The organism is Azospirillum sp. 11R-A, from assembly GCF_049472615.1.
In the GTDB taxonomy this organism is placed as follows: domain Bacteria; phylum Pseudomonadota; class Alphaproteobacteria; order Azospirillales; family Azospirillaceae; genus Azospirillum; species Azospirillum palustre.
On record NZ_JBCEBL010000032.1, the window covers coordinates 1 to 20721 of the forward strand.

The 20721-nt window shown below is 68.2% G+C and carries 16 protein-coding genes; 10 read left to right on the forward strand and 6 right to left on the reverse strand.

Features of this window, described 5'->3' with window-relative positions; all coding sequences use genetic code 11:
* A partial coding sequence (locus tag VH569_RS29665) for a DUF6165 family protein (protein ID WP_423320209.1) occupies positions 1–784 on the forward strand: 784 nt, incomplete at its 5' end.
* Positions 785–854: 70 nt separating this feature from the next.
* The gene (locus tag VH569_RS29670) at positions 855–3845 is read left to right on the forward strand and encodes a tetratricopeptide repeat protein (protein WP_423320211.1); all 2991 of its coding nucleotides are present in this window, start codon (positions 855–857) and stop codon (positions 3843–3845) included.
* A gap of 38 nt (positions 3846–3883) precedes the next feature.
* Here the strand turns inward: VH569_RS29670 and VH569_RS29675 are convergent, their stop codons facing one another.
* Complete coding sequence (locus tag VH569_RS29675; protein WP_423320213.1) at positions 3884–4195, reverse strand: hypothetical protein; 312 nt, start codon at positions 4193–4195, stop codon at positions 3884–3886.
* Positions 4196–4435: 240 nt separating this feature from the next.
* Between VH569_RS29675 and VH569_RS29680 the strand changes: the two genes are divergently transcribed.
* Together VH569_RS29680 and VH569_RS29685 are read left to right on the forward strand one after the other, a co-directional pair.
* Positions 4436–5488 carry a glycosyltransferase gene (locus VH569_RS29680; protein ID WP_423320215.1) on the forward strand — a complete coding sequence of 351 codons (1053 nt, stop codon included), beginning with the start codon at positions 4436–4438 and terminating at the stop codon, positions 5486–5488.
* Between the two features lie 11 nt (positions 5489–5499).
* Positions 5500–7488 carry a glycosyltransferase gene (locus VH569_RS29685; protein WP_423320217.1) on the forward strand — a complete coding sequence of 663 codons (1989 nt, stop codon included), beginning with the start codon at positions 5500–5502 and terminating at the stop codon, positions 7486–7488.
* A 112-nt stretch (positions 7489–7600) separates the two neighbouring features.
* Here VH569_RS29685 and VH569_RS29690 read toward each other — a convergent pair whose 3' ends face one another.
* Positions 7601–8410, reverse strand: a complete 810-nt coding sequence (locus tag VH569_RS29690; protein WP_423320219.1) for an FkbM family methyltransferase — start codon at positions 8408–8410, stop codon at positions 7601–7603.
* A 231-nt stretch (positions 8411–8641) separates the two neighbouring features.
* On the opposite strand from VH569_RS29690, the gene asnB reads away from it, so the two are divergent.
* Together asnB and VH569_RS29700 are read left to right on the forward strand one after the other, a co-directional pair.
* The gene (gene asnB / locus VH569_RS29695; RefSeq protein ID WP_423320221.1) at positions 8642–10558 is read left to right on the forward strand and encodes an asparagine synthase (glutamine-hydrolyzing); all 1917 of its coding nucleotides are present in this window, start codon (positions 8642–8644) and stop codon (positions 10556–10558) included.
* 50 nt (positions 10559–10608) lie between these two features.
* Complete coding sequence (locus VH569_RS29700; RefSeq protein ID WP_423320223.1) at positions 10609–12519, forward strand: hypothetical protein; 1911 nt, start codon at positions 10609–10611, stop codon at positions 12517–12519.
* Between the two features lie 55 nt (positions 12520–12574).
* On the opposite strand, the gene VH569_RS29705 is transcribed toward VH569_RS29700, so the two are convergent.
* Entirely contained in the window at positions 12575–13597 is a 1023-nt protein-coding gene (locus VH569_RS29705) for a glycosyltransferase family 2 protein (protein WP_423320225.1), read from the reverse strand.
* Positions 13598–13894: 297 nt separating this feature from the next.
* Between VH569_RS29705 and VH569_RS29710 the strand changes: the two genes are divergently transcribed.
* From VH569_RS29710 to VH569_RS29725, 4 genes are all read left to right on the forward strand, one after another.
* On the forward strand, positions 13895–14677 hold the full coding sequence (locus tag VH569_RS29710) for a glycosyltransferase (RefSeq protein WP_423320227.1): 783 nt from the start codon (positions 13895–13897) through the stop codon (positions 14675–14677).
* A gap of 98 nt (positions 14678–14775) precedes the next feature.
* Entirely contained in the window at positions 14776–15558 is a 783-nt protein-coding gene (locus VH569_RS29715) for an alpha-1,2-fucosyltransferase (RefSeq protein WP_423320228.1), read from the forward strand.
* A gap of 89 nt (positions 15559–15647) precedes the next feature.
* On the forward strand, positions 15648–16586 hold the full coding sequence (locus tag VH569_RS29720; RefSeq protein ID WP_423320304.1) for a GDP-L-fucose synthase family protein: 939 nt from the start codon (positions 15648–15650) through the stop codon (positions 16584–16586).
* Positions 16583–17851 carry a DegT/DnrJ/EryC1/StrS family aminotransferase gene (locus tag VH569_RS29725; RefSeq protein WP_423320230.1) on the forward strand — a complete coding sequence of 423 codons (1269 nt, stop codon included), beginning with the start codon at positions 16583–16585 and terminating at the stop codon, positions 17849–17851. Before VH569_RS29720 ends, VH569_RS29725 begins: the two co-directional genes overlap by 4 nt.
* A gap of 3 nt (positions 17852–17854) precedes the next feature.
* Here the strand turns inward: VH569_RS29725 and VH569_RS29730 are convergent, their stop codons facing one another.
* From VH569_RS29730 to VH569_RS29740, 3 genes are all read right to left on the reverse strand, one after another.
* Positions 17855–18826, reverse strand: a complete 972-nt coding sequence (locus VH569_RS29730) for a lysylphosphatidylglycerol synthase transmembrane domain-containing protein (RefSeq protein ID WP_423320232.1) — start codon at positions 18824–18826, stop codon at positions 17855–17857.
* Between the two features lie 108 nt (positions 18827–18934).
* Positions 18935–19714, reverse strand: coding sequence for a class I SAM-dependent methyltransferase (locus tag VH569_RS29735; protein WP_109095363.1), 780 nt, complete (start codon positions 19712–19714; stop codon positions 18935–18937).
* Positions 19711–20595: a class I SAM-dependent methyltransferase gene (locus tag VH569_RS29740; RefSeq protein WP_423320234.1), complete on the reverse strand. Its 885-nt coding sequence runs from the start codon at positions 20593–20595 to the stop codon at positions 19711–19713. The genes VH569_RS29735 and VH569_RS29740 overlap by 4 nt, the downstream gene beginning before the upstream one ends.
* Positions 20596–20721 lie beyond the last annotated feature (126 nt).

Here is a 20721-nt window from a genome sequence, read left to right on the forward strand (position 1 = left end):
CTCGATCCCCGGCGTCAGACTGGTCTCCATCCAGAAGGGACCCACCGAAGGGCAGGCGGCAAACCCGCCGGGCGGCTTCCCGCTGCTGAACCTGTCGCCCGACATCAAGGACTTCGCCGACACCGCCGCCATCATGGCGAACCTCGATCTGGTCGTCTGCGTCGACACCTCCGTCGCCCATCTCGCCGGTGCCCTCGGCGTCCCGGTCTGGGTGCTGGTGCCCTTCGCCCCGGATTGGCGCTGGATGCTCGACCGCGAGGACAGCCCCTGGTACCCGACCATGCGCCTGTTCCGGCAGGCAAGGCCGCAGCACTGGGACGACACCATCGACAGGCTGGAGCGCGCACTGCGCGAACGCGCCGCTTCCCTCCCTCTCCGTCAAAATGGAGCTTCCGACATGCCGATCCTGGCGCCCGTCTCCTGGGGCGAACTGCTGGACAAGATCACCATCCTCGACATCAAGACGGAGCGCATCGCCGACGCCGACAAGCTGGCCAACGTCCGGCGCGAGCGCGAGGCGCTGCTCGCCGTGGCGGTGCAGGCCGACACCGCGCGCCCGGAGGTCGCCGTGCTGATCGACGAGCTGCGCGCGGTCAACACCACCCTGTGGGAGGTCGAGGACGAGATCCGCGACTGCGAGCGTGCCAAGGATTTCGGCCCGCGCTTCGTCGAGCTGGCCCGGCAGGTCTACCACACCAACGACCGCCGGGCCGCGCTGAAGCGCGACCTGAACCATCTGCTCGGCTCCGAGCTGGTCGAGGAAAAATCCTACCAGGCCTACTGAGGTCCGGCGGCTCCCGTCCTCTCCGGCCCCTGTCCTCCCTGGCCTCCTTCCAGCCCAAAGGTCCAGCTCCATGACCACCGACAGCGCAATCGGGACCGCCGGCCTTCCGACCGGCCAAAGCGGTCCGGACCATCAGGCCGCCGGCCAACGTCTGGCGCAGGTGCTGGATCTGTGCCGGTCCGGCCGGCCGGAGGAGGCGGAGGGGCCGTACCGCACGCTGTGCGGCACCCCGCCGCAGGATCCGGCCGCGCTGCTGTCGCTGGCCGACGCCGCCCGTATCCTGGGCCGGCCGGCCGACAGCGTCGCCTGGGCCGAGGCGGCGGTGCGCAGGCAGCCGGACAGGGCGGAGGGCTGGAGCGTGCTTGCCCTGGCCTTCATCGCCGCCGGCCGTGTCGACGACGGCTATGCGGCGGCAGCCGAAGCGCTGCGCCGGACAGGACATGAAGCGGCGGGTGGAGCGGCCGCGGTCCAGGCCCACCGGGCGCAGGCGCTCGCCCGGCTGCGCCGCGGCCAGCTGGCCGAAGCGGCGGCGGCCTGCGACACGGCCCTGCGCCTTGCCGACGGCGCGGCGCAGCCGGCCCAGCCGTTGCGGCAGGCGCAGGCCGAGGCGCTGGGCACCCTGGCGCTGGTCCGCATGCTGGAGGGCCGCGTCGAGGAGGCCGAGGCGCTGTTCCGCCGCGCGCTCTCCCATCGACCGGTTTTGCCGGAAATCCTGGGCAACCATGCCTCGCTGCTGGCCCGGCTGGGCCGCGACGAGGAGGCGCTGGAACAGGCCGAGCAGGCGGTGGCGCTGCGCCCGCGGCTGGCGGGAACGCTGCATCTGATCGGCACCCTGCACCACCGCAGCGGCCAGCTTGAATCGGCGATCGCCGCTTTCCACCGCGTGCTGACGGTCGATCCCGGCCATCTCGATGCCCGGCTGCTGTTGGCCGACAGCCTGCGCGTCGCCGGCCACTGGACGGAAGCCGTCACCGTCTGCCGCGACGGTCTGGCGCTCATCGCCGATCCGGACGACAGGACCAGGACGGCGCTGCTGGCCAATCTCGGCACCGCCCTGCAGAGCGGCGGCGATGCCGCAGGCGCACTGGAGGCCTATGGCGCCGCGCTGCGCCTCACCCCCGACCTGCCGGAGGTCCACAACAACCTCGCCCGCCTGCACCAGGAGACCGGCAACCCCGACGCCGCCATCGAGGACCTGCGCCGCGCCGCCGCCGGCCGGCCGCTTCCCCTGCCGCTGCGCCGAACGCTGCTGTCGCTGCTGATCGCCGCCGGCCGCACCGCAGAAGCGGAGACGGAGGCGTTCGGCATCGCCCGCACGGCTCCGGACGATGCGGAGCTGTGCTTCGGCATCGCCGCGCTGTTCCTGCAAGGCGGCTGGCGCGACCAAGCCCTGCCCTATGTGCGCAAGGCGATCCGCCTTGCCCCCGACATGCCGCGCAACTGGATCGCCTTCGTCGAAGCATTGCGCGACGCCGGGCCGCCCGCATCCGGCGAGGGGGCGGATCAAGGCCTGCGCACCGACCTGCTGGCGGCGCTCGAGCGGCCGGAGGTGGAAAGCGCCGGCCTGTCCCGGGCCATCGCCGGCGTCCTGATGGCGTCGCCCGTCCTCAAGGCCCTCGCCGCTCCGGAGGCGGGACCCGAGGACGACGGGCGGACGCTGGACGGGAAAAGCCTGGCGCTGCTGGCCGACGGCTCGCTCGCCGGGCTGGCGGAGGATGCACTGCTGCTGGCCCACCTGCGCGCCGCCCCGGTCTGCGATCCCCGGCTGGAACGGGCGCTGACCCGGCTGCGCCGGGTGCTGATGCTGGCGCTGACCGGTCCCGGCCTGCCCGACCGGCCGTCCTGGCGCACCCTGTGCGCCGCCATCGCCGAGCAGTGCTTCCTCAACGAATATGTCTTCGCCGAGACCGACGGCGAGTTCCAGGTGCTGGCGGTGCTGGTCCGCGCGGCGGAGGCGGCTTTGGCGAGCGGCGAGCAGCCGCCGGCGGTTCTGGTCGCCCTGCTCGGCGCCTACCGGCCGCTTTACCGCTGGGAGCGGGCGGAGGCCCTGCAGGCGCTGTCCTGGCCCGAGGAGATCGCCCGGCTGCTGAACCGGCAGGTCGTCGAACCGCTGGCCGAGGCGGCGATCCAGGCGGAACTGCCGGAACTGACCCCGATCAGCCACCCGGTGTCAGTCGGCGTGCGCGCCCAGTACGAGGAGAATCCCTATCCGCGCTGGATGAACACCGGACTGCTGCCGGAGCCGATGCCGCTGTCCCGCTTCCTGCATGCCCTGTTCCCGCATGCCGCCCTGCCGGCCGCCCCCGCCTGGAACGCGCCGGGCTGGGAGGCGCCGGAGGTGCTGGTCGCCGGCTGCGGCACCGGACGGGAGGCGGTGTGGGCGGCCTCCACCCTGAAGAATGCGCGGGTGCTGGCGGTCGACCTCAGCCGCCGCAGCCTTGCCTACGCCACCCGCCAGAGCCGGCGCCTGGGCCTGAAGACCATCGAGTTCGCCCAGGCCGACCTGCTGGAGCTGGGGGCGCTGGGCCGCCGCTTCGACGTGATCCACAGCGTCGGCGTCCTGCACCACATGGAAGACCCGATGGCGGGCCTGCGCGTGCTGCGCGGGATGATGAGCCCGCACGGCGTGATGGAGATCGGCTTCTACAGCGCCGCCGCCCGCCGCCCCATCCTGGCTGCCCGCCAGTTCATCGCCGAGCGCGGCCATCCGCCGACCCTGGACGGCATCCGCCATGTCCGCCGCGACATCCTGGCCCTGCCGGAGGACCATCCGGCGCGCGCCGTCATCCATTCCCCGGATTTCTACGGTACCAGCGCCTGCCGCGACCTGCTGATGCATGTCCACGAACTGCACGTCACCCTGCCCTGGCTGGCCGACGCGCTTGCCGCGCTGAAGCTGGAGTTCCTGGGCTTCCGGCTGGCCGACCCGGCGGTGGCGGCACTCTACCGCAAGCGCTTCCCCGAGGATCCGGCGATGACCTCGCTGGCCCGCTGGGACCGGCTGGAGGCGGAGCATCCGATGATCTTTGGCGGGCTGTATCAGGCCTGGGTGCGCGGATGACCGCCCCCGACTTTGAATGTCGGCCGCCATGAAACCGATCACGTCCAGAGTCGGACCTGTTTTATATCTTTTTCAGGAAGAGATGCGGCATGGATGAAGAGATCGGCCTTCTGCGCTACAATTCGATCCCCCTCCTGTGTGATCACATCCTGGATGGTGCAAAGGAATATTACGAACAACTCGGGGCCCCGCCCCTCCACTCGAACCCGCCTTTCCGTCCTCACGAGGTGAAGGCGGGGGATACCGTCTTCGTAAAAACGGATCTTCTGCCCGCGGGGCAACGGGGTGGACACGATAAGCGTGTGGGAAAGCTTGGCAACGGGCGCCATTCCGATCGTCACGTCGAGCATCCTGGATCCGCTCTACGAGGATTGCGGATGCGCCGTGATTCCCGACTGGTCCCAGATACGGACCGCCACGGAAATCCGGGATGGGGATGACAGGCGACAAAGAACGGTGGACTCATTCGCCAGACGCGATGGCATTCTGTTCCTGTCCCATTGGCGCGATAGAATGAAGCATCCGAAGACGTCTTGATCCCTAATCCTTCCCGCCTTTCCGCAGACGAACACAATACGCCTTGCTTACCCATGGAGATGTTGATGCTTCACTTTTTCTGGTCACCATACATCTTCAGGGAAGATTCCTATAACAAGTACGAAGCGAACAACGCCGAAATCTGCAAGCATGCGCGAAGGGTTCTCGGGAAACACACAGACATTCATCTGGAAAGCTTCACCGCCTCCCGGGTGACCCGCAACCCGTCCGACATCCTGCTTGGGCACACCACCTTCGATCCAGCCGGCGGGGTGAGCGACGATTGGGTCCGCGACAACGCCCTGTCGCCGGGCGAGCCCTGCCATCCCAACACCTACATCATGGTCCCGATCCTGCCTGTGCAGATCGCGGAGCACAAAAAATGGTCTCCTTTCGTCGACAGCCAGTTCGACGCCGCCCGGCTGATCTTCGGCATCTGCGGCGAGTATTGGTACGAGCAGATCCAGGCACTGCCGGTCGATACGCCGATCGGCCGGATCAAACATAAGCTGGTCCGCATCGACATGGGGTGCGAAGCGCGCCTGTTCGGATCGCCCCGCCGATACACCCCGGAAAGCATGAACGGCCTGCTCCATCTGAGCGACCTCCAGCCGCACAAGGGGTTCGACCTGCTGCTCGACAGCATCGACCCAAGCCGGATGCGGCTGCATCTGGGCAGCGGCAACCTGCGCAGCTATCCCAACCAGCGGGTCCGCATCCACGACAAGGAGGTCATCTCGCTGGGTTGGATGGACAACAGCAATCCGCAGGTGGACCACTTCGTCAAGGAGCAGTGCGCCTTCTACATCCACACCAGTTCCCTGGATGCGCAGGCCACTGCAATCCTGGAGAACTGCGCGCGCGGGCTGGTGCCCATCGTCACCCCGGAGAGCGGTTTCCGCTCTCCCCACGCGATCTACCTGACCCAGGACACCGCCAGGAACCGTGAGATCATCCTCGCGGCGATGGCGATGAGCCCGGCGGAATACGAGGCGCGCAGCGCCGGCGTCGTCGAACAGATCCGGACGAATCACTCTTGGGAAACCGTGTTCGGCACTGTATGGGAGACCATCCAAGCCGACATGCGGCAGCGGTATACGGCATGAGCGGCCCGACGATGACCACAATCCCCACCAGTTCATGCCGGCTGTGCGGCGGCAACGCGATCCGCGTGTTCGAGACGACGGTTCTCGGCCGCCACCAGGTCGGCTATTGGGAGTGCACCCAGTGCGGCTCCCTGCAGACCGATCCTCCCCATTGGCTGGACGACGCCTATATGCCGGACTGCATGATGCAGGACGTCGGTATCGTACAGCGCAGCATATTGCTGTCGCTCACGGTTCCTCCCCTGCTGGAGCAGCTTGGCGTCGGGGCGGGAACCCCCTGCCTGGATTGGGGCGGAGGCAACGGCCTGTTCACCCGCATGATGCGGGATCGCGGCTTCGCCTTCTTCCTGCACGACAAATATGTCGACAATCACTATGCGCTGGGGTTCGCACGCAAGGATACGGCGACGGCCGTCTTTCCGGTCACCACGGCATTCGAGGTGCTGGAGCACTTGCCAAATCCGGCCCAGGACCTTGATGGCATCTTCGCCGCGGACTCGGACATCGTCATCACCACGACCCAGCTTTATCGCGGGGAAGGGCCGGACTGGTTCTACCTGTCCCCCGACAATGGCCAGCACGTCTTCTTCTACTCGCTGCGCGCTCTTGACATGGTGGCTCAACGCTACGGCATGCGGCTGCACAGCAGCGGCCAGACCCATGTCTTCTATCGGGAACGCCCCAAGCATCTGCGCTATTCGCCCGACCAGACCCACGCACTGGGCAAGGCGCTCGCCGATCAGGGAGGAACGCTGGAGAGCGGCCTTCGCGGCCTGCAGAACCACGTCCGGCAAGCGCCCTATCGGCATGTCGCTGCCGATGCGCAGGCTTTGCTGGAGCGTTTGCGCTCCAGCCGTTCCGCATCCGCGTCGGCACCGCCACCGGCGCGGGAACGCCTGCATTTCCAAATCCGCCGCAGCCCGGCCAAGCCGCGGGTGATGATCGATTCCGTCTTCTTCCAGCTCCAGCGGACCGGCATCGCCCGTGTCTGGCACAGCCTGCTGAAGGAGTGGAGCGGCACCGACTTCGCCAAGCGCCTGCTGGTCCTCGACCGCAACGGCTGGGCGCCGCGGGTGCCGGGCATCGAGTACCGGATGATCGAGCCGCACGACTATGCCGACCCGCAGCGCCAGCGGCGGATGATCGAGCAGTGCGGCCAGGAGGAGAGGGCCGGGGTCTTCATCTCCACCTACTACACCACGCCGCTGACCATCCCGTCGGTGATGATGGTGTACGATATGATCCCCGAAATGCTGAACATGGACCTGGCGCAGCCGATGTGGGCCGAGAAGCGGGCCGCCATCGCCTATGCCCAGCACTATATCTGCATTTCCGAAAGCACCCGCGCCGATCTGGAGCGCCTGCATCCGGAAACCGCCGGGCGGACCAGCCTTGCCTATCCGGGGGTCGATCCCTCGTTCCGCGTGCTGCCGGAGGCCGACCGTCGGGCCTTGCTGGCCGAGGTGCGCTGCCCCAACGGCTATTTCCTGCTGGTGGGCGGCCTGCACGAGCACAAGAACGGCGTGGCCCTGGTCCAGGCCCTGGCACAGATGCCGCCGGAAGAACGCCTGCCTGTCCTGTGCTCCAGCCGCCATGCGTCGCCGGACCAGCTGAACGGCCTGCCGGAAGGGGTCGAGGTCCGGCTGGTGCGGGCGGAGGACGACGCGCTGGTCCGCCTGTACAATGCGGCGACCGCGTTGGTCTTCCCGTCCTTCTACGAGGGCTTCGGGCTGCCACTGATCGAAGCGATGGCCTGCGGGTGCCCGGTCGTCGCCTCCGACCTTCCGGTGCTGCGCGAAGTGGGAGCCGAGGCGGCGCTCTACATCGACCCGCGGTCTCCGGACAGCTTCATCCCCGCCCTGCACGCCGTCCGCCGTCCGGAGACCCGGAACGCCCTGATACAGGCCGGCTTCGACCGGAGCAGGCGCTACACTTGGCAGGGAATGGCCGCCGCGGTTCGCGAGGTTCTGGAACGGGAGGCCGACCGGGCGGGGGCCTGAACCCTCCCATACCATTGAACATAAAGCCTGACACAGCGGGCTTTATGCCCGCCCCCGATCGGCGGGCGCGACCCCCTTACGGCGGAGTGCAGGTGACTTCCGCCCGACCGTATCACTGCCACCAGGCGTGATCGTCGGTGATCTCGGGTTCGGGGACGTGGATGTCGCTGCCCGGCGGCAGGGCGACGAGGTTGACGGCGCCGACCCCGCCGAACAGGTCGGTGGAGTTGCCGGCGAAGTTGCCGGGATGGAACAGGCGGGCCGTGTGCCACCAGACCCGGTAGCCCATCGACCGGATCAGCCCGATCAGGGCGGGCGAGCGGTCGCGCCGGTCGTTCTCGACATACAGCACCGGCCGGTGGCGCGCGATCAGCCCGCCGGCCCCGCGCAGCACCGCCTCCTCCATGCCCTCCACATCGGCCTTCAGCAGGCGGCAGGACGGCAGGTCCAGGCTGTCCAGCGTCACCAGCGGAACCAGTTCGCCATACTCCCACCCGCCGAGGCCGAGGGCGCCGAAATTGTTGGAGCAGTTCGGGTCGAGCGTCGGCACCCGGATGGCGCCGGCCTCGCTTCCCACCGCCATGCGCCGGGTCCGCACATTGACAACGCCGTTCAGCGCCAGATTGGCGGAGAGCAGGTTGAACAGCATCTCCTGCGGTTCGAAGGCGATGACGGTGCCGGACGGCCCGACCATGCGGGCCAGCGGCAGGGTCTGGGCGCCGATGTTGGCCCCGACCTCGACCACGACGTCGCCCGGACGCACGACCGAGCGGAACAGGGCCACCTCATACTCGGCATATTCGCCGTAGAGATCGAGGGAACGGCCGACATAGCGGTCGTTGCGGTTGTAGACCATCAAGCCGTGGCGGCACGGCCGCATGCGGTTGAAGCCGCCTTCCAGATCCACTGGCCCACCGATCATCCACCCGCTCCCATCCGACCCGGCCAAGCTGGCCGCACGCCACGGCCCCTGCTGTAGCCAAAGCAGGAACCGGAAGCCACGACTTTCCGCCCACCTTTTCCGCCCACACGCCCGCTGCCCCCGCCTCTCCGTCACCCCGGGTCCGGCATTTCACCATGGCACCCGGCCGGGGGAGGCGCTACACCTAGCCCCCGTCGCCACCCTCGGCAGTCCCTTCGGGAGAGCAGCCCCATGTGCGGTTTCGCCGGCTTCGCCGGACCCGGCGGCGAGCGCGACCTCGCCGTCATGACCAGCATCATCCGTCACCGCGGTCCCGACGACGACGGCGTCCATATCGACACCGACGGCGCCTTGGCCGTGCATCTGGGCTTCCGCCGCCTCGCTATCATCGACATCGAGGGCGGCCACCAGCCGATGGCGACGGCGGAAGGCGATCTGGTCATCGTCTATAACGGCGAGATCTACAACGCGCCGGAATTGCGCCGCGCGCTGGAGCAGGCCGGGCACCGCTTCGTCACCGACCATTCCGACACCGAAGTGCTGCTGCACGGCTACCGGGAATGGGGCCTGGACATGCTGGAGCGGCTGAACGGCATGTTCGCCTTCTGTCTGTACGACCGCCGCCGGGGCCGGCTGGTGATGGGGCGCGACCGCTTCGGCAAGAAGCCGCTGTTCTATGCCGAGACGGCGGACGGGCTGGTCTTCGCGTCGGAGGCCACCGCGGTGCTGTCGCACCCGTCGGTGCCGGACACGCTCGACCGCACCGCGCTGGTCAAATATTTCGCCTACGGCTTCATCCCGGCGCCGCTGACCGCCCATGCCGCGGTGCGCAAGCTGCCGGGCGGCTGCAGCATGGTCTACGACCTGGCCAGCCGCCGGCTGTCGGTCAGCCGCTATTGGGAATACCGCATGGTGGTGGACGACCAGCCGCCGGGCGGTCCCGACCAGTGGGCCGAGGAGCTGCGCGAGCTGCTGGACCGCGCGGTGGAACGCCGCATGCTGAGCGACGTGCCGGTCGGCTTCTTCCTGTCCGGCGGCATCGACAGCGCCGCCATCGTGGCGCTCGCAGCCCGCCACCGCGACCCGGCCTTGATGAAGACCTTCACCATCGGCTTCGACGAGCCGAGCTTCGACGAGAGCGGCTATGCGGCCGACGCGGCGCGCCACTACGGCACCGACCATGCCTGCCGCACGCTGAACCTCGACACCGCGGCGGGAATGCTGCCGGAACTGCTGGGCCGGCTGGACGACCCGATCGCCGATCCCTCCATCCTGCCGACGCACCTGCTGTCGCGCTTCGCCCGCGAACGGGTGACGGTGGCGCTGACCGGCGATGGCGGCGACGAGCTGTTCGCGGGGTACGACACGTTCGACGCGCTGCGCACGGCGCGGCTCTACCACCATGCCGTCCCCCGCCCGCTGCACCGGCTGGCCGAGGCGGTGGCCCACCGGCTGCCGCGCTCGGACCGCAACATGAGCTTCGACTTCAAGCTGCGCCGGGCGCTGCGCGGGTTGGGCCACCGGCCGGCGCACTGGATGCCGGCCTGGCTGGGTCCGGCGTCGGTGGAGGAGGTGTCGCGGCTGTTCGGCGCCGAGCTGACCGCCGACGAGCTGTATGACGAGGCCGACGCGCTGTGGCGCTCGGGCGCCAGCCGGCACGACGTCGACCGCTCCATCGAGTTCTACGGCCGCTTCTATCTGGGCGAGAATCTGCTGATCAAGGCCGACCGCGCCAGCATGTTCTGCTCGCTGGAGACGCGTTCGCCCTTCCTCGACCGCGACCTCGTCGCCTTCGTCAGCCGCCTGCCGGCGGGCGTGAAGCTGCAGCCGAACGGCATCCGGGCCGGCACCCGCAAATGGATCCTGAAGAAGGCGATGGCCCCGCTGCTGCCGCCGGCGATCCTGTCGCGGCCCAAGAAGGGCTTCGGCATCCCCTTGAGCCGCTGGCTGCGCCACCTGCCCCAGCCGCCGCTGGAGACCGCGGCGCGCATCGGGGTGGACGGCAAGTGGCTGGCGGCGCGCTGGGACGAGCACCGCAGCGGGCAGGCCGACCACCGCGGCCTGCTGTGGGCCTGGACCGCGCTCGCCACCGCGCTGGACCGCCCAGCCCCGGCACCGCCCCTGGCACCGATGGAAAACGCCGCATGAGCCTAGACAGTCTGGACCGTCCGTTCCCTCGGACGCGCGGGGGGGCGGACATGCACGATGCTGCCCGCTCCGATGTCCCCGCCGGCCGCGGTTCGTCGCCCGCCCGCATCCTGGTCGGGCTGCTGCTGGGGCTGGGGGCGCTGATCGTCGCCTATCAGTTCGGCATGAACATGCATGCCAGCACCGGCCTGCCCTATTGGGACGACTGGGGCTATTTCTTCGGCACCGCCCAGGGCGTGCAGCAGCCGCTGACGTTCCAGTCGATCTTCGCCAAGGACAGCGACCATGTCGCGCCCTTCTTCAAGCTGCTGACCCACGGGCTGTGGCAGGCCATCGGCGTCGATTTCCTCGCCTTCCGGCTGGTCGGCTGGCTGGCCTTCGCCGCCATGCTCGCCGCTTACGCGCTGGTGCTGCTGCGGGACTGCGTGCGCTCGGCCTGGGATGGGGTGCCGGTGGCGGCGGCCGGGCTGTTCCTGACCGGCACGCTGAACAACGAGTATTTCTATTACCAGCACATGGGGCTGGCCCAGCCGATCTTCTTCACCTGCCTGTTCCTGTTCCTCCACACGCTGGCCCGCGGGCGGCTGATGCTGGCGACGCTGTTCCTGCTGGCCTTCGGCTCCACCGGGGTGTTCGGCGCCAGCTATGCCCTGGGGGCTGCCGGGGCCGGGGCGGTTCTGGCCCTGCGCCAGGAGGAATGGCGCGATCGCCTGGACGGCCGGACGCTGGTGGCGGTCGGCGGCGGACTGCTGCTGACCGCGGCGATGCTGTGGATGACCTTCCACGGCTCCTACGCCAACCACACCGGCCAGCCGCTGGTGCTGCCCTGGCACAGCGGCTTCTGGGCCTTCCTGCTGGGCGCCTTCGCCACCGCCGCCGGCCTGCCGGTGGAGGCGGTGGGAGCACCGCTGTCCTTGGCGGCGGGAGCGGCGGCCCTGGCGCTCTGCCTCATCCCGGCGGCGGGCCTGCTGCTGGGCCGCGCCGGGTGGGAGAAGCGCAATGCCGCGCTCGCCATTTCCGGGCTGATCGCCGGGGCGCTGATCGTCACCATGACCACCGCGCTGGGCCGGGCCGGGCTGTGCGGCGAGGGCATCGCCAACGCCATGCGCTGCGGCACCATCCCGCGCTACGCCTATCCGGTGCTGCTGGCCTTCCCCGCCGCGGTCGCCGGCTGGACCCTGCTGTTCGGCCGCCGCACGGGGGCGGGGGCGGGAGCATTTGCCGGTCTGGTGCTGGTGGCGGCGCTCGCCGTCGGCCATGGCGCCGGGACGGACGCTTTCTGGCGGCACTGGAGCGTCGCCGGCCTCAACCGCATGGTGGCGGAGCGCGACGGGGCGGCGGAGCGCTGCGTCGCCACCTATCTGCAAGCCATCCGCAAGCCGGCCGGATCGGACTCGGCCGGGATGGATTGGGGCCAGCCGCTGGTCTGCCCGTCCGCCTCGCCGCGCAACATCGCGCCGTTCCTCCAGGCCGCCTACGATCTGAAGGCCGACTTCGTGCGGACGATCCTGGCCGATGCCGCGAGCCGGCCGGAGCGGGGGACGCTGGCCACCCTGTTGCAGGCGGGCAAGCTGGATGAGGCGTCGGGACGGCTGCTGCTGGAGGCGGCACCGCGCGACGCCGGTTTGCTCGGGGGGGGGCTGCTCGGCTCGCTCGACCGCTTCACGCAGCTTCCCTCCGGCTCGCTGGCGGCACTCGGCTGGGCGGTCGATGCGGCGGTGCCGGCGCCGGCGGCCTTCGTCCTGCTGGGGGTGGGCGACCGCATCGTCGCGACCGCCCCGACCGGCGGTGCGCGGCCGGACGTCGCAACGGTCCTCAAGGACGGGCGGATGACCGACAGCGGCTTCGCCCTGCCCGTTCCGTCCGAACTGGCCGGCCAGCGGGTGCGGCTGTTCGTGCTGGGCCATGACGGCGGGCTGAAGGAACTGACGCCGCCCGGCGGGGTGGCGGCGACGCCCTGATGCGAAAAGGCCCCGCACCGGGAACGGTACGGGGCCTTTTCTTTATCGGGACCGATCAGTCGCGGAGGCTGCGGTCCGGCGGCGGCGGCTCGTCGAAATTCAGCATGGTCTTGATCGAATAGTGGCTCTTGCCCTGGCTTTCGAAATAGATGCGGACCAGCAGCTCGGCCAGCAGCCCCATCAGGATGCACATCACGCCGGTGACCAGCCCCATCGTCACCAAGAGCGGCAGCGGCGTCAGGATGAAGGAGATGCCGTCGACCAGCTTCAGGTAGATCGCATAGATGCCGGCCAGCACCGACAGCCCCATGAACATCAGGCCGGCGAAGCCGAAGATGTAGATCGGCTTGGTCTCGTACTGGGTCAGGAACTTCACGACGACGAGGTCGAGCACGACCTTCAGCACCCGCTCCAGCCCGTATTTCGACTGGCCGTGGCGGCGCGGGTGATGGCGCACCGGCATCTCGGTCAGCCTGGCGCCCTGCCAGCGGGCGTAGATCGGCACGAAGCGGTGCATCTCGCCATAGAGCCGGTAGCCCTGGAGCATCTGGCGCCGGTAGGCCTTCAGCGTGCAGCCATAGTCGTTCAGCTTCACCCCGGAGATGGTGGAGATCAGCTTGTTGGCCATCCGGCTCGGCAGCGTGCGCAGCAGGAAACCGTCCTGCCGGTCGGCGCGCCAGCCCGACACCACGTCGTAGCCCTCGTCCAGCTTGGTGAGCAGCCCGGCGATGTCCTGCGGGTCGTTCTGGAGGTCGCCGTCCATCGGCACGATGACGTCGCCGCGGGCATGGTCGATGCCGGCCATCATCGCCGCGGTCTGGCCGACGTTGCGGCGGAAATTGATGACGCGGATGCGGCTGTCGGACGCCACCCGCTGCAACTCCGCCTCCGTCCCGTCGGTGGAGCCGTCATTGACGAAGATGACCTCGAAGCTGCGCCCCAGCCCGTCGAGCGCCGGGATCAGCCGGCCGCACAGAGGGGCGATGTTGTCCTCCTCGTTATAGACCGGGATCAGGACCGAGACGGAAACCGTGCCGGTGTCCGTGGTGGCGGATCCGGGGGCAAGCAGGAGGGTCATCGAACGGGTCCGGAGGCTGCTGTCATCTGTGGGTGCGATGCCGGGCCATGGTATGGCCGCTGGGTCCAGCGAGCGCAACGGCTAATTGGGGCGCGGACTCGGCACGGGGCCCGTCGGGAACCGCGACATGCGGCAACTCCGCCTCCCCTACTGCGTCTTGCCAAGGCCCATGCCACTGTGGGATGACGTGCGGGCAAAAGGCGGGGCAATACGAGCAGCCGGGCGGATGTCCGTCGGTGGTCGTCTGCCGTCCGTTCAGCCCGACATGCTCCCCCGACCGGAACCGGCCCGCATCCGATGAAACTCTCCCTCGTCATCCCATGCACCCACCGGGACGTCGTCCTGGTTCCGGATCTGCTGGAAGCCTATGCGCAAGGCGCCGAACTGCCGGATCAGGTCATCGTATCGGTCAGCAACGCGCATATGGCGGACAAGGCCGTCCTGGAGCGGATCGCCGCCATCGGCGTCACCCGGTTCCCCGAGATCCTCATCCTCAAGCATCACAGGCGCATGTTCCACGGGCCGAACCGCCAAGCGGCCTCTGAACGGGCGATCCATGAGCTGATCTGCTACCAGGACGCCGACGACATTCCGCACCCGCAGCGCGTCCAGATCGTCAAGCGCCTGTTCCAGCAGTACGACATCATGCACCTGAACCACACTTACTGCCGGGCGGGATCGGAGTTCCAGCAGGTCCACGGCGCCCTTCAGTTCATGATCTGGCACCAGGCGGCCATCTTCAACGGCAGCTTCCCGCAGGGCCGGCTGCGCGACTGCGTCCAGGATCAGCAATCCTACGGCGCCTTCACCGAACGCCCGGTTCATGCCGGGCAGCCGGTGATCCGGCGGGAGGTGCTGGAGAAGGTTCGCTGGAAGGATTGGGGGGAGCTCGCCTTCGGCATAGCCGAGGATTACGAGTTCAGCATGGAATGCGCCTATGTCTGGCGCAAATCGATGATCGTCGACATTCCGCTGATCCGCTACACCCCCTATGCGGGCCGCGAGACGATGGAGGAAATGCTGGGGCTGGTCCCGGATGACGCGCCCTCCGCCGATACGACCCCCGCTCAACAACTCTGAACAGGACAGCCGGCGTAAGGCCGGCTCCACCATCAACCCTTCGGGAAAGAATGCAGGCGATGATCATTGCGGATCTGACCGGCGGCCTCGGAAACCAGATGTTCATATACGCTGCGGCCCGTGCCGCGGCCCTGCGCCACAACGTGCCGCTGAAGCTCAACATCGCCGGCTTCGTCCGCTACAAGCTGCATCACTATGCGCTGTCGAACCTGAACATCCAGGAAGACCTCGCCACGGCGGAGGATCTGACCGACATCCTGGCCACGGGCCGGATCTATCGCGAAGGCAACCCGTACGGCTTCGACCGCAACGTCCTGGAAGCCCCACCGCCGATGTATATGCGCGGCTATTTCCAGAGCTTCCGCTATATCGAGCCCATCGCCGACATCATCCGCTCGGACTTCAGCGTCCGGACGCCGGCCGAAGGGCAGGATGCCAGCGTGCTGTCCATGATCGCCGAAACCAACGCGGTCTGTCTGCATGTCCGCCGCGCGGACTACGTCTCCAACCCCGGAACGCAGCAGCATCACGGCGTCTGCCCGCGTGAATATTACGAAGGGTCGCTCAGCCATCTGCAGAACCGGGTCGGCCCGGTGACGCTTTTCGTCTTCTCCGACGACATCTATTGGGCGCAGGCCAACCTGAAGCTGGACGCGCCCACCGTCTTCGTCGGCCACAACCGCGCCGACCGCAATTACGAGGATCTGCGGCTGATGAGCGCCTGCCGGCACTTCATCATCGCCAACAGCAGCTTCTCCTGGTGGGCTGCCTGGCTCGGCGCCGCCCAGGACAAGGTCGTCTATGCACCGGCCAGATGGCTGAACAATGGGCTGGACACCCGTGACCTGATCCCGCCCGGCTGGACCCAGGTCCGCTACTGACCGGGATTGCTTCGGCAGCCCTCCGCCGCATCGCATCCCCGTTTCCGCCAATCTCCGCCAAATCTCGGGTGAGCGCCGCCATGGACTTGATGGCCAGAAAAATCTTCGTCGCAGGGCATCGCGGCATGGTTGGGTCCGCTGTGCTGCGAAAGCTGCATGCCATCGGACATTCGAACATCCTCACCGTCGAAAAGGGCACGGTCGACCTGCGCGACCAGACGGCGACCAATGCCTTCTTCGAGCAGGAACGCCCGGAGGTGGTCATCCTCGCCGCGGCGCGCGTCGGCGGCATCCAGGCCAACATCGCCTCGCCGGGGACGTTCCTGTATGAAAATCTGGCGATCCAGACCAACGTCATCCATGCCGCCCAGCAGTCAGGCACGGCACGGCTGGTATTTCTCGGCAGCTCCTGCATCTACCCGACCAATTGCCCGCAGCCGATGCGGGAGGAGTATCTGCTGACCGGCCCGCTGGAACCGACCAACGAAGGCTATGCCATCGCAAAGATCGCCGGCATGAAAATGGTCGAATACTATCACCGGCAATACGGGATGGACGGCTTCTCGCTGATGCCCTGCAACATCTACGGCACCAACGACAGCTTCGACCTCCAGAATTCGCATGTGCTGTCCGCCCTGGTCCGCCGCTTCACCGACGCGGTGGACGACGGCATCGGCCGGGTGGAGCTGTGGGGGACCGGCCGCGCCCGGCGCGAGTTCCTGCATGTCGACGATCTGGCCGACGCCATCCTGATGCTGACGGAGCGGATGCCCGGCGACGGCCGCTTCATCAATGTCGGCAGCGGCACGGACATCTCGATCCGCGATCTGGCCCTGTTGATCGCCTCCAAGGTCGGCTATGACGGCGAGATCGCCTGGAACGCCGAAAAGCCCGACGGCATGCTGCTGAAATGCCTGGATGTGTCCCGGATGCGCGAGATGGGTTTCCACCCGCTCGTCACATTGGAGGACGGCATCGAACGAACCATTGCCGATTACCGTACCCTGAAGTCGCGGAGCGCCGCATGACCCCCGCCGATCTGCAAGTGAAGCTGCTCGACGTCCTGAATGCCCTGATCGCGGTCGGCAACCGCGGCAACGAGGCCCAGGCCCGGCGCTACTTCTATCCCCTCAGCCTTGCGACCTTCGACGTGGACGAGATCATGGAGGCGGTCCATTCGATGACCAGCTTCCGTACGACCATGTGGGAGAAGACGCTTCAGTTCGAACGCCAGTTCGCCAGCTATGTCGACTGCAACGATGCCGTGATGGTCAACAGCGGCTCCTCCGCCGACCTGCTGCTGTCCTTCCTGCTGCGCAACCCGACCAACCCGCTTCTGGAAGAGGGGGACGAGGTCCTGGTTCCGGCGGTGACCTGGCCGACGCACATCTGGTCGCCGCTGATGGCCGGGCTGAAGGTCCGGCTGGTGGACGTCGATCCGACGACCTTCAACATCGACCTTGACGACCTCGAGGCGAAGATCGGTCCCCGCACCCGTGCGCTGTTCCTGGTGCATCTGATGGGCAACCCCTGCCAGATGGACCGGATCGGGGCGCTGGTCGCCAAGCACAACCTCGTCCTGCTGGAAGATTGCTGCGAAGCGCTGGGAGCGGCCTGGAACGGCAAGCAGGTCGGTACTTTCGGCCTGGGCGGCGCCTATTCCTTCTTTTTCTCCCACCATATCTGCACGATGGAAGGCGGGATGATCTCCTGCTCCAGCGCCGAGGTGGCCGACAACCTGCGGATCATGCGGGCGCATGGCTGGATGCGCAACGCCAACCGGCCGGCTCCTCCCATGGCCGACCCTACGCTGGACCCGCGCTACACCTTCGTGAACTGGGGCTTCAACCTGCGCCCGACCGAGTTGCAGGCCGGTTTCGGTCTGCACCAGTTGCGCAAGCTGCCCGGCTTCAACGAGAGGCGGGAGCAGATTGCCCGGCGCATCTTCGACGCCATCGACCGCAGCGGACATCTGTCGCGGCCCCGCGCCCATCCGCTGGCCCAACCCTCCTGGTTCTGCATTCCTCTGCTGGTAGCCGCCGACGCGCCCTTCACGCGAGACGATCTGGTACGTTACCTGGAGAACAAGGGCGTGGAGACCCGGCCGGTGGTGACCGGCAACATCGCGCGCCAGCCGGCAGCGAAACTGTTCCCGGATCTGGCGACCGGTGCCCTGCCCGGCGCCGATGCGATCCACGACCGCGGCCTGTATATCGGGCTGTCGCCGCTGTTCACCGATCAGGTCATCGACCGCCTGCTGGAATGCCTGCAGGAGTTTCTGGGAGGCTATTGACCGTTATAGACCGACGCCCTCGCGCGGCCTGGCCCCAGGCCGGCTGCGCAGGACGGTCAGGTCGATGACGGCGCCCAGCAGGGCCACCATCGCCTGGAAGGCGAGGATGCCGAAACCGAGCGCCAGCGACTGGGCGTGCGGCACCCCGACCAGATCGAGCAGACCGACCAGCGACGCCTCGCGCAGGCCGATGCCGGCAACGGTGACCGGCATCAACACGATCACCGACATCAGTCCGATCACCGCGCTCCACACCGAAAAGAGCTGGTCGATGCCGACCGCCAGACCAAGCGACTGGCTGCCGGCGACCGCCGCCACCTGCACCGCGATCCCGACGGCGACCGACAGCAATGCCCGCCCCGGGCGGCGTGTCTGGTCGCGCCAGGCTTCCAGGAAGCGGCGCAGCGGGCCGAGGAGCCAGGCCTCGCGCTTCGGCCCGGCACGCCAGCCCAGCAGAGCCAGAAGCAGCGTGCGCGCCGGCGACCAGGCCAGCAAGGCGGTCGCCGCGACCAGCCCGGCCAGCACCACCCCGACCGCAACCAGCAGCCCCTCGCCGAAGCGTGCCGACTGCACCGCCAGCCCTCCGCCGGTCAACAGCAGCAACCCTGCGATCCCCGTCACCTTGTCGAAGGCGACCGCCGAGACGATGCGACCGCCATCGTCTCCGCCCCGCCCTTCGTCGCGGCTGAGCCGGTAGGCCTTCACCGCCTCCCCCGCCAGCTGGCCCGGCAGCACCAGCGCATAGAGCTGCGCCACCAACGTGTAGGCAAGCAGCCGCCCCGCCCGCAGCTCCGGCAGCAGCACCCGCAGCTTCAGCGCGTTCAGCACATGCATCAGGAAGAACAGCAGGCCGGCGAGCGCCATCAACCCCGGCGAGGCAACCGCCAGCACCCGCCCGACCTCCGCCACATCGACCCGCCACAGCAGCAGGGCGACCAGCAGGGCGCTGACCAGGGCCTTCAGGCGGGGACGCATCTAAAGACACCTTTTCATGAAATCATGACGTGATGAAAGAAGATCATGCCCTCTCCCATGCGCCCGGCGGAGCGAAGACCAGCCGGGCGCATGGGAGAGGCAGGGAACTCACGACCCCGGCCGGCGAGCCAGCACGTAGATGTAGTCGCCGTGCGACCAGGAGTTCAGGCGGAAGATGTGGTACAGCGCCTCGGCGAGGAAGCGGCGGCCGGGGCCGTAGTCGCCTTCCGTGCCCTGGCCGCTGGCGGCGCCCAGGACGTTGCGGTAGAGCGGCGAGAAGAAGGGGAAGCCCCACTCCACCACCCGCTCGATCTCCAGCCCGACCGACTTGATCTTGGCCTGCAGCTCGCCGCGGGCATAGTTGCGGTGGTGGCCGACCGTGCGCTCGAAGTCGCGCATCCGCCCTTGCAGGGTGGAGACCAGCAGGTAGCGGCCGGTCATGGCGGCGAGGTTGCGGAGCGCCGCGACATCGTCCTCGATATGCTCGACCACGTCGGTGCAGACCACCAGATCGAAGCGGCGGTCGAGATGGCCGGCGGCGACGTCGAGCAGGCCGAACTCGGCATTGGGCGCCCTGCGGCGGGCGACGTCGATGGCCTTGGCGGCGAAGTCGAGACCGGTGTAGCTGGCCTGCGGCTTCAGCGGCATCAGCGTGGCGAGCAGCGAGCCCTGGCCGCAGCCGACGTCAGCCAAGCTGTCGTAATTTAGCGGGCGCACCATCTCGGTGACGATGCGGCGCAGATGCCGGCCGGTCGGGCCGTATTTGCGCATGTCGTTCCAGCGACGCTCCCAGCTGTCGTCGTAATCGACGCCGCCGGGATGGTCAGCCGCCGCCGCGGGCAAGGGAGTGGAGAGGGGAGTGGCGGACTTGAATGCGTCGTCGCTCATGCGGGCCTCCGGCGCAGGATGAATTCGTTGCAGCCCGTCGGCACGCGCGGCGGACGGACCTCCAGCATGTCGAAGCCGAGCGCGTCCATCCGCGCCCGCACCTCGTCGGCACTGGCATATTCATAGGGGTAGCCGCCGAGCCAGTCGGTCACGTCCACCCAGAACTCCATGCCGCGCTCCTTGCGCAGCGGGTTGGCCCCGGTGATCGCCCAGGTCGCCAGGAACATCAGCGAGCCCAGCGTCCAGTCCCAGACCTTCCGCAGGAAGCCCGGCGACAGGTTGTAGACGATCTTGATTAGGGTCCAGATCGGCGAGGTCCAGTGGCGGTTGTAGAGCGCCAGCACGAAGGTACCGCCCGGCGACACCAGCGGGGCTACCGTCTCGATCGCCGGCCACATGGAGCCGGTGTGGTGCAGCGAGCCCCAGGCATAGACCACGTCAAAGCGGCCGAGCGAGCCGGCGAAGCTGCTGTCCAGCGCAGACCCGCGGCGGAACTCGATGCGGTCGGCCAGATCCGGAGCGAAGCGGCCCAGGTTGCGGCGGGCGACCTCGACCCCGGTGGGGTTGACGTCGAAGCCCAGCGCACGGGAAACGCCCAGCTTGCCGGCGGCAATGGTGAACAGGCCGGAGCCGGAGCCGACATCGCAGAAGCTGGCGTCCTTCAGCCGGTCGGTCCCGACCAGCCCTTTCAGGCTGTCGATGGCCGCCACCAGCCGCGGCTCGTCCAGCACCGTGCGCGAGTAATGGTCCCAGTTCTCGCCGAAATCGAAGGCCAGGGCGGATGCTCCGGCCGGGGTGCCGCCCCTGCCTTCCGCCGTCTTCACCGGTTCCGCCACGCTGTCCGATCCCTTGCTGTCCGATCCGCTCTGCCGCGCCGCCATACGCTCCCGAAAGCCATCGGATGTCAACAGCACCTGTGAGCCGGCGCGACGGCCGACGGAACCGACGCCATGGCGACGGCTCCACCCTCCCTGGCCATCAACCGGCCCCCCCGACATCAACCGAGC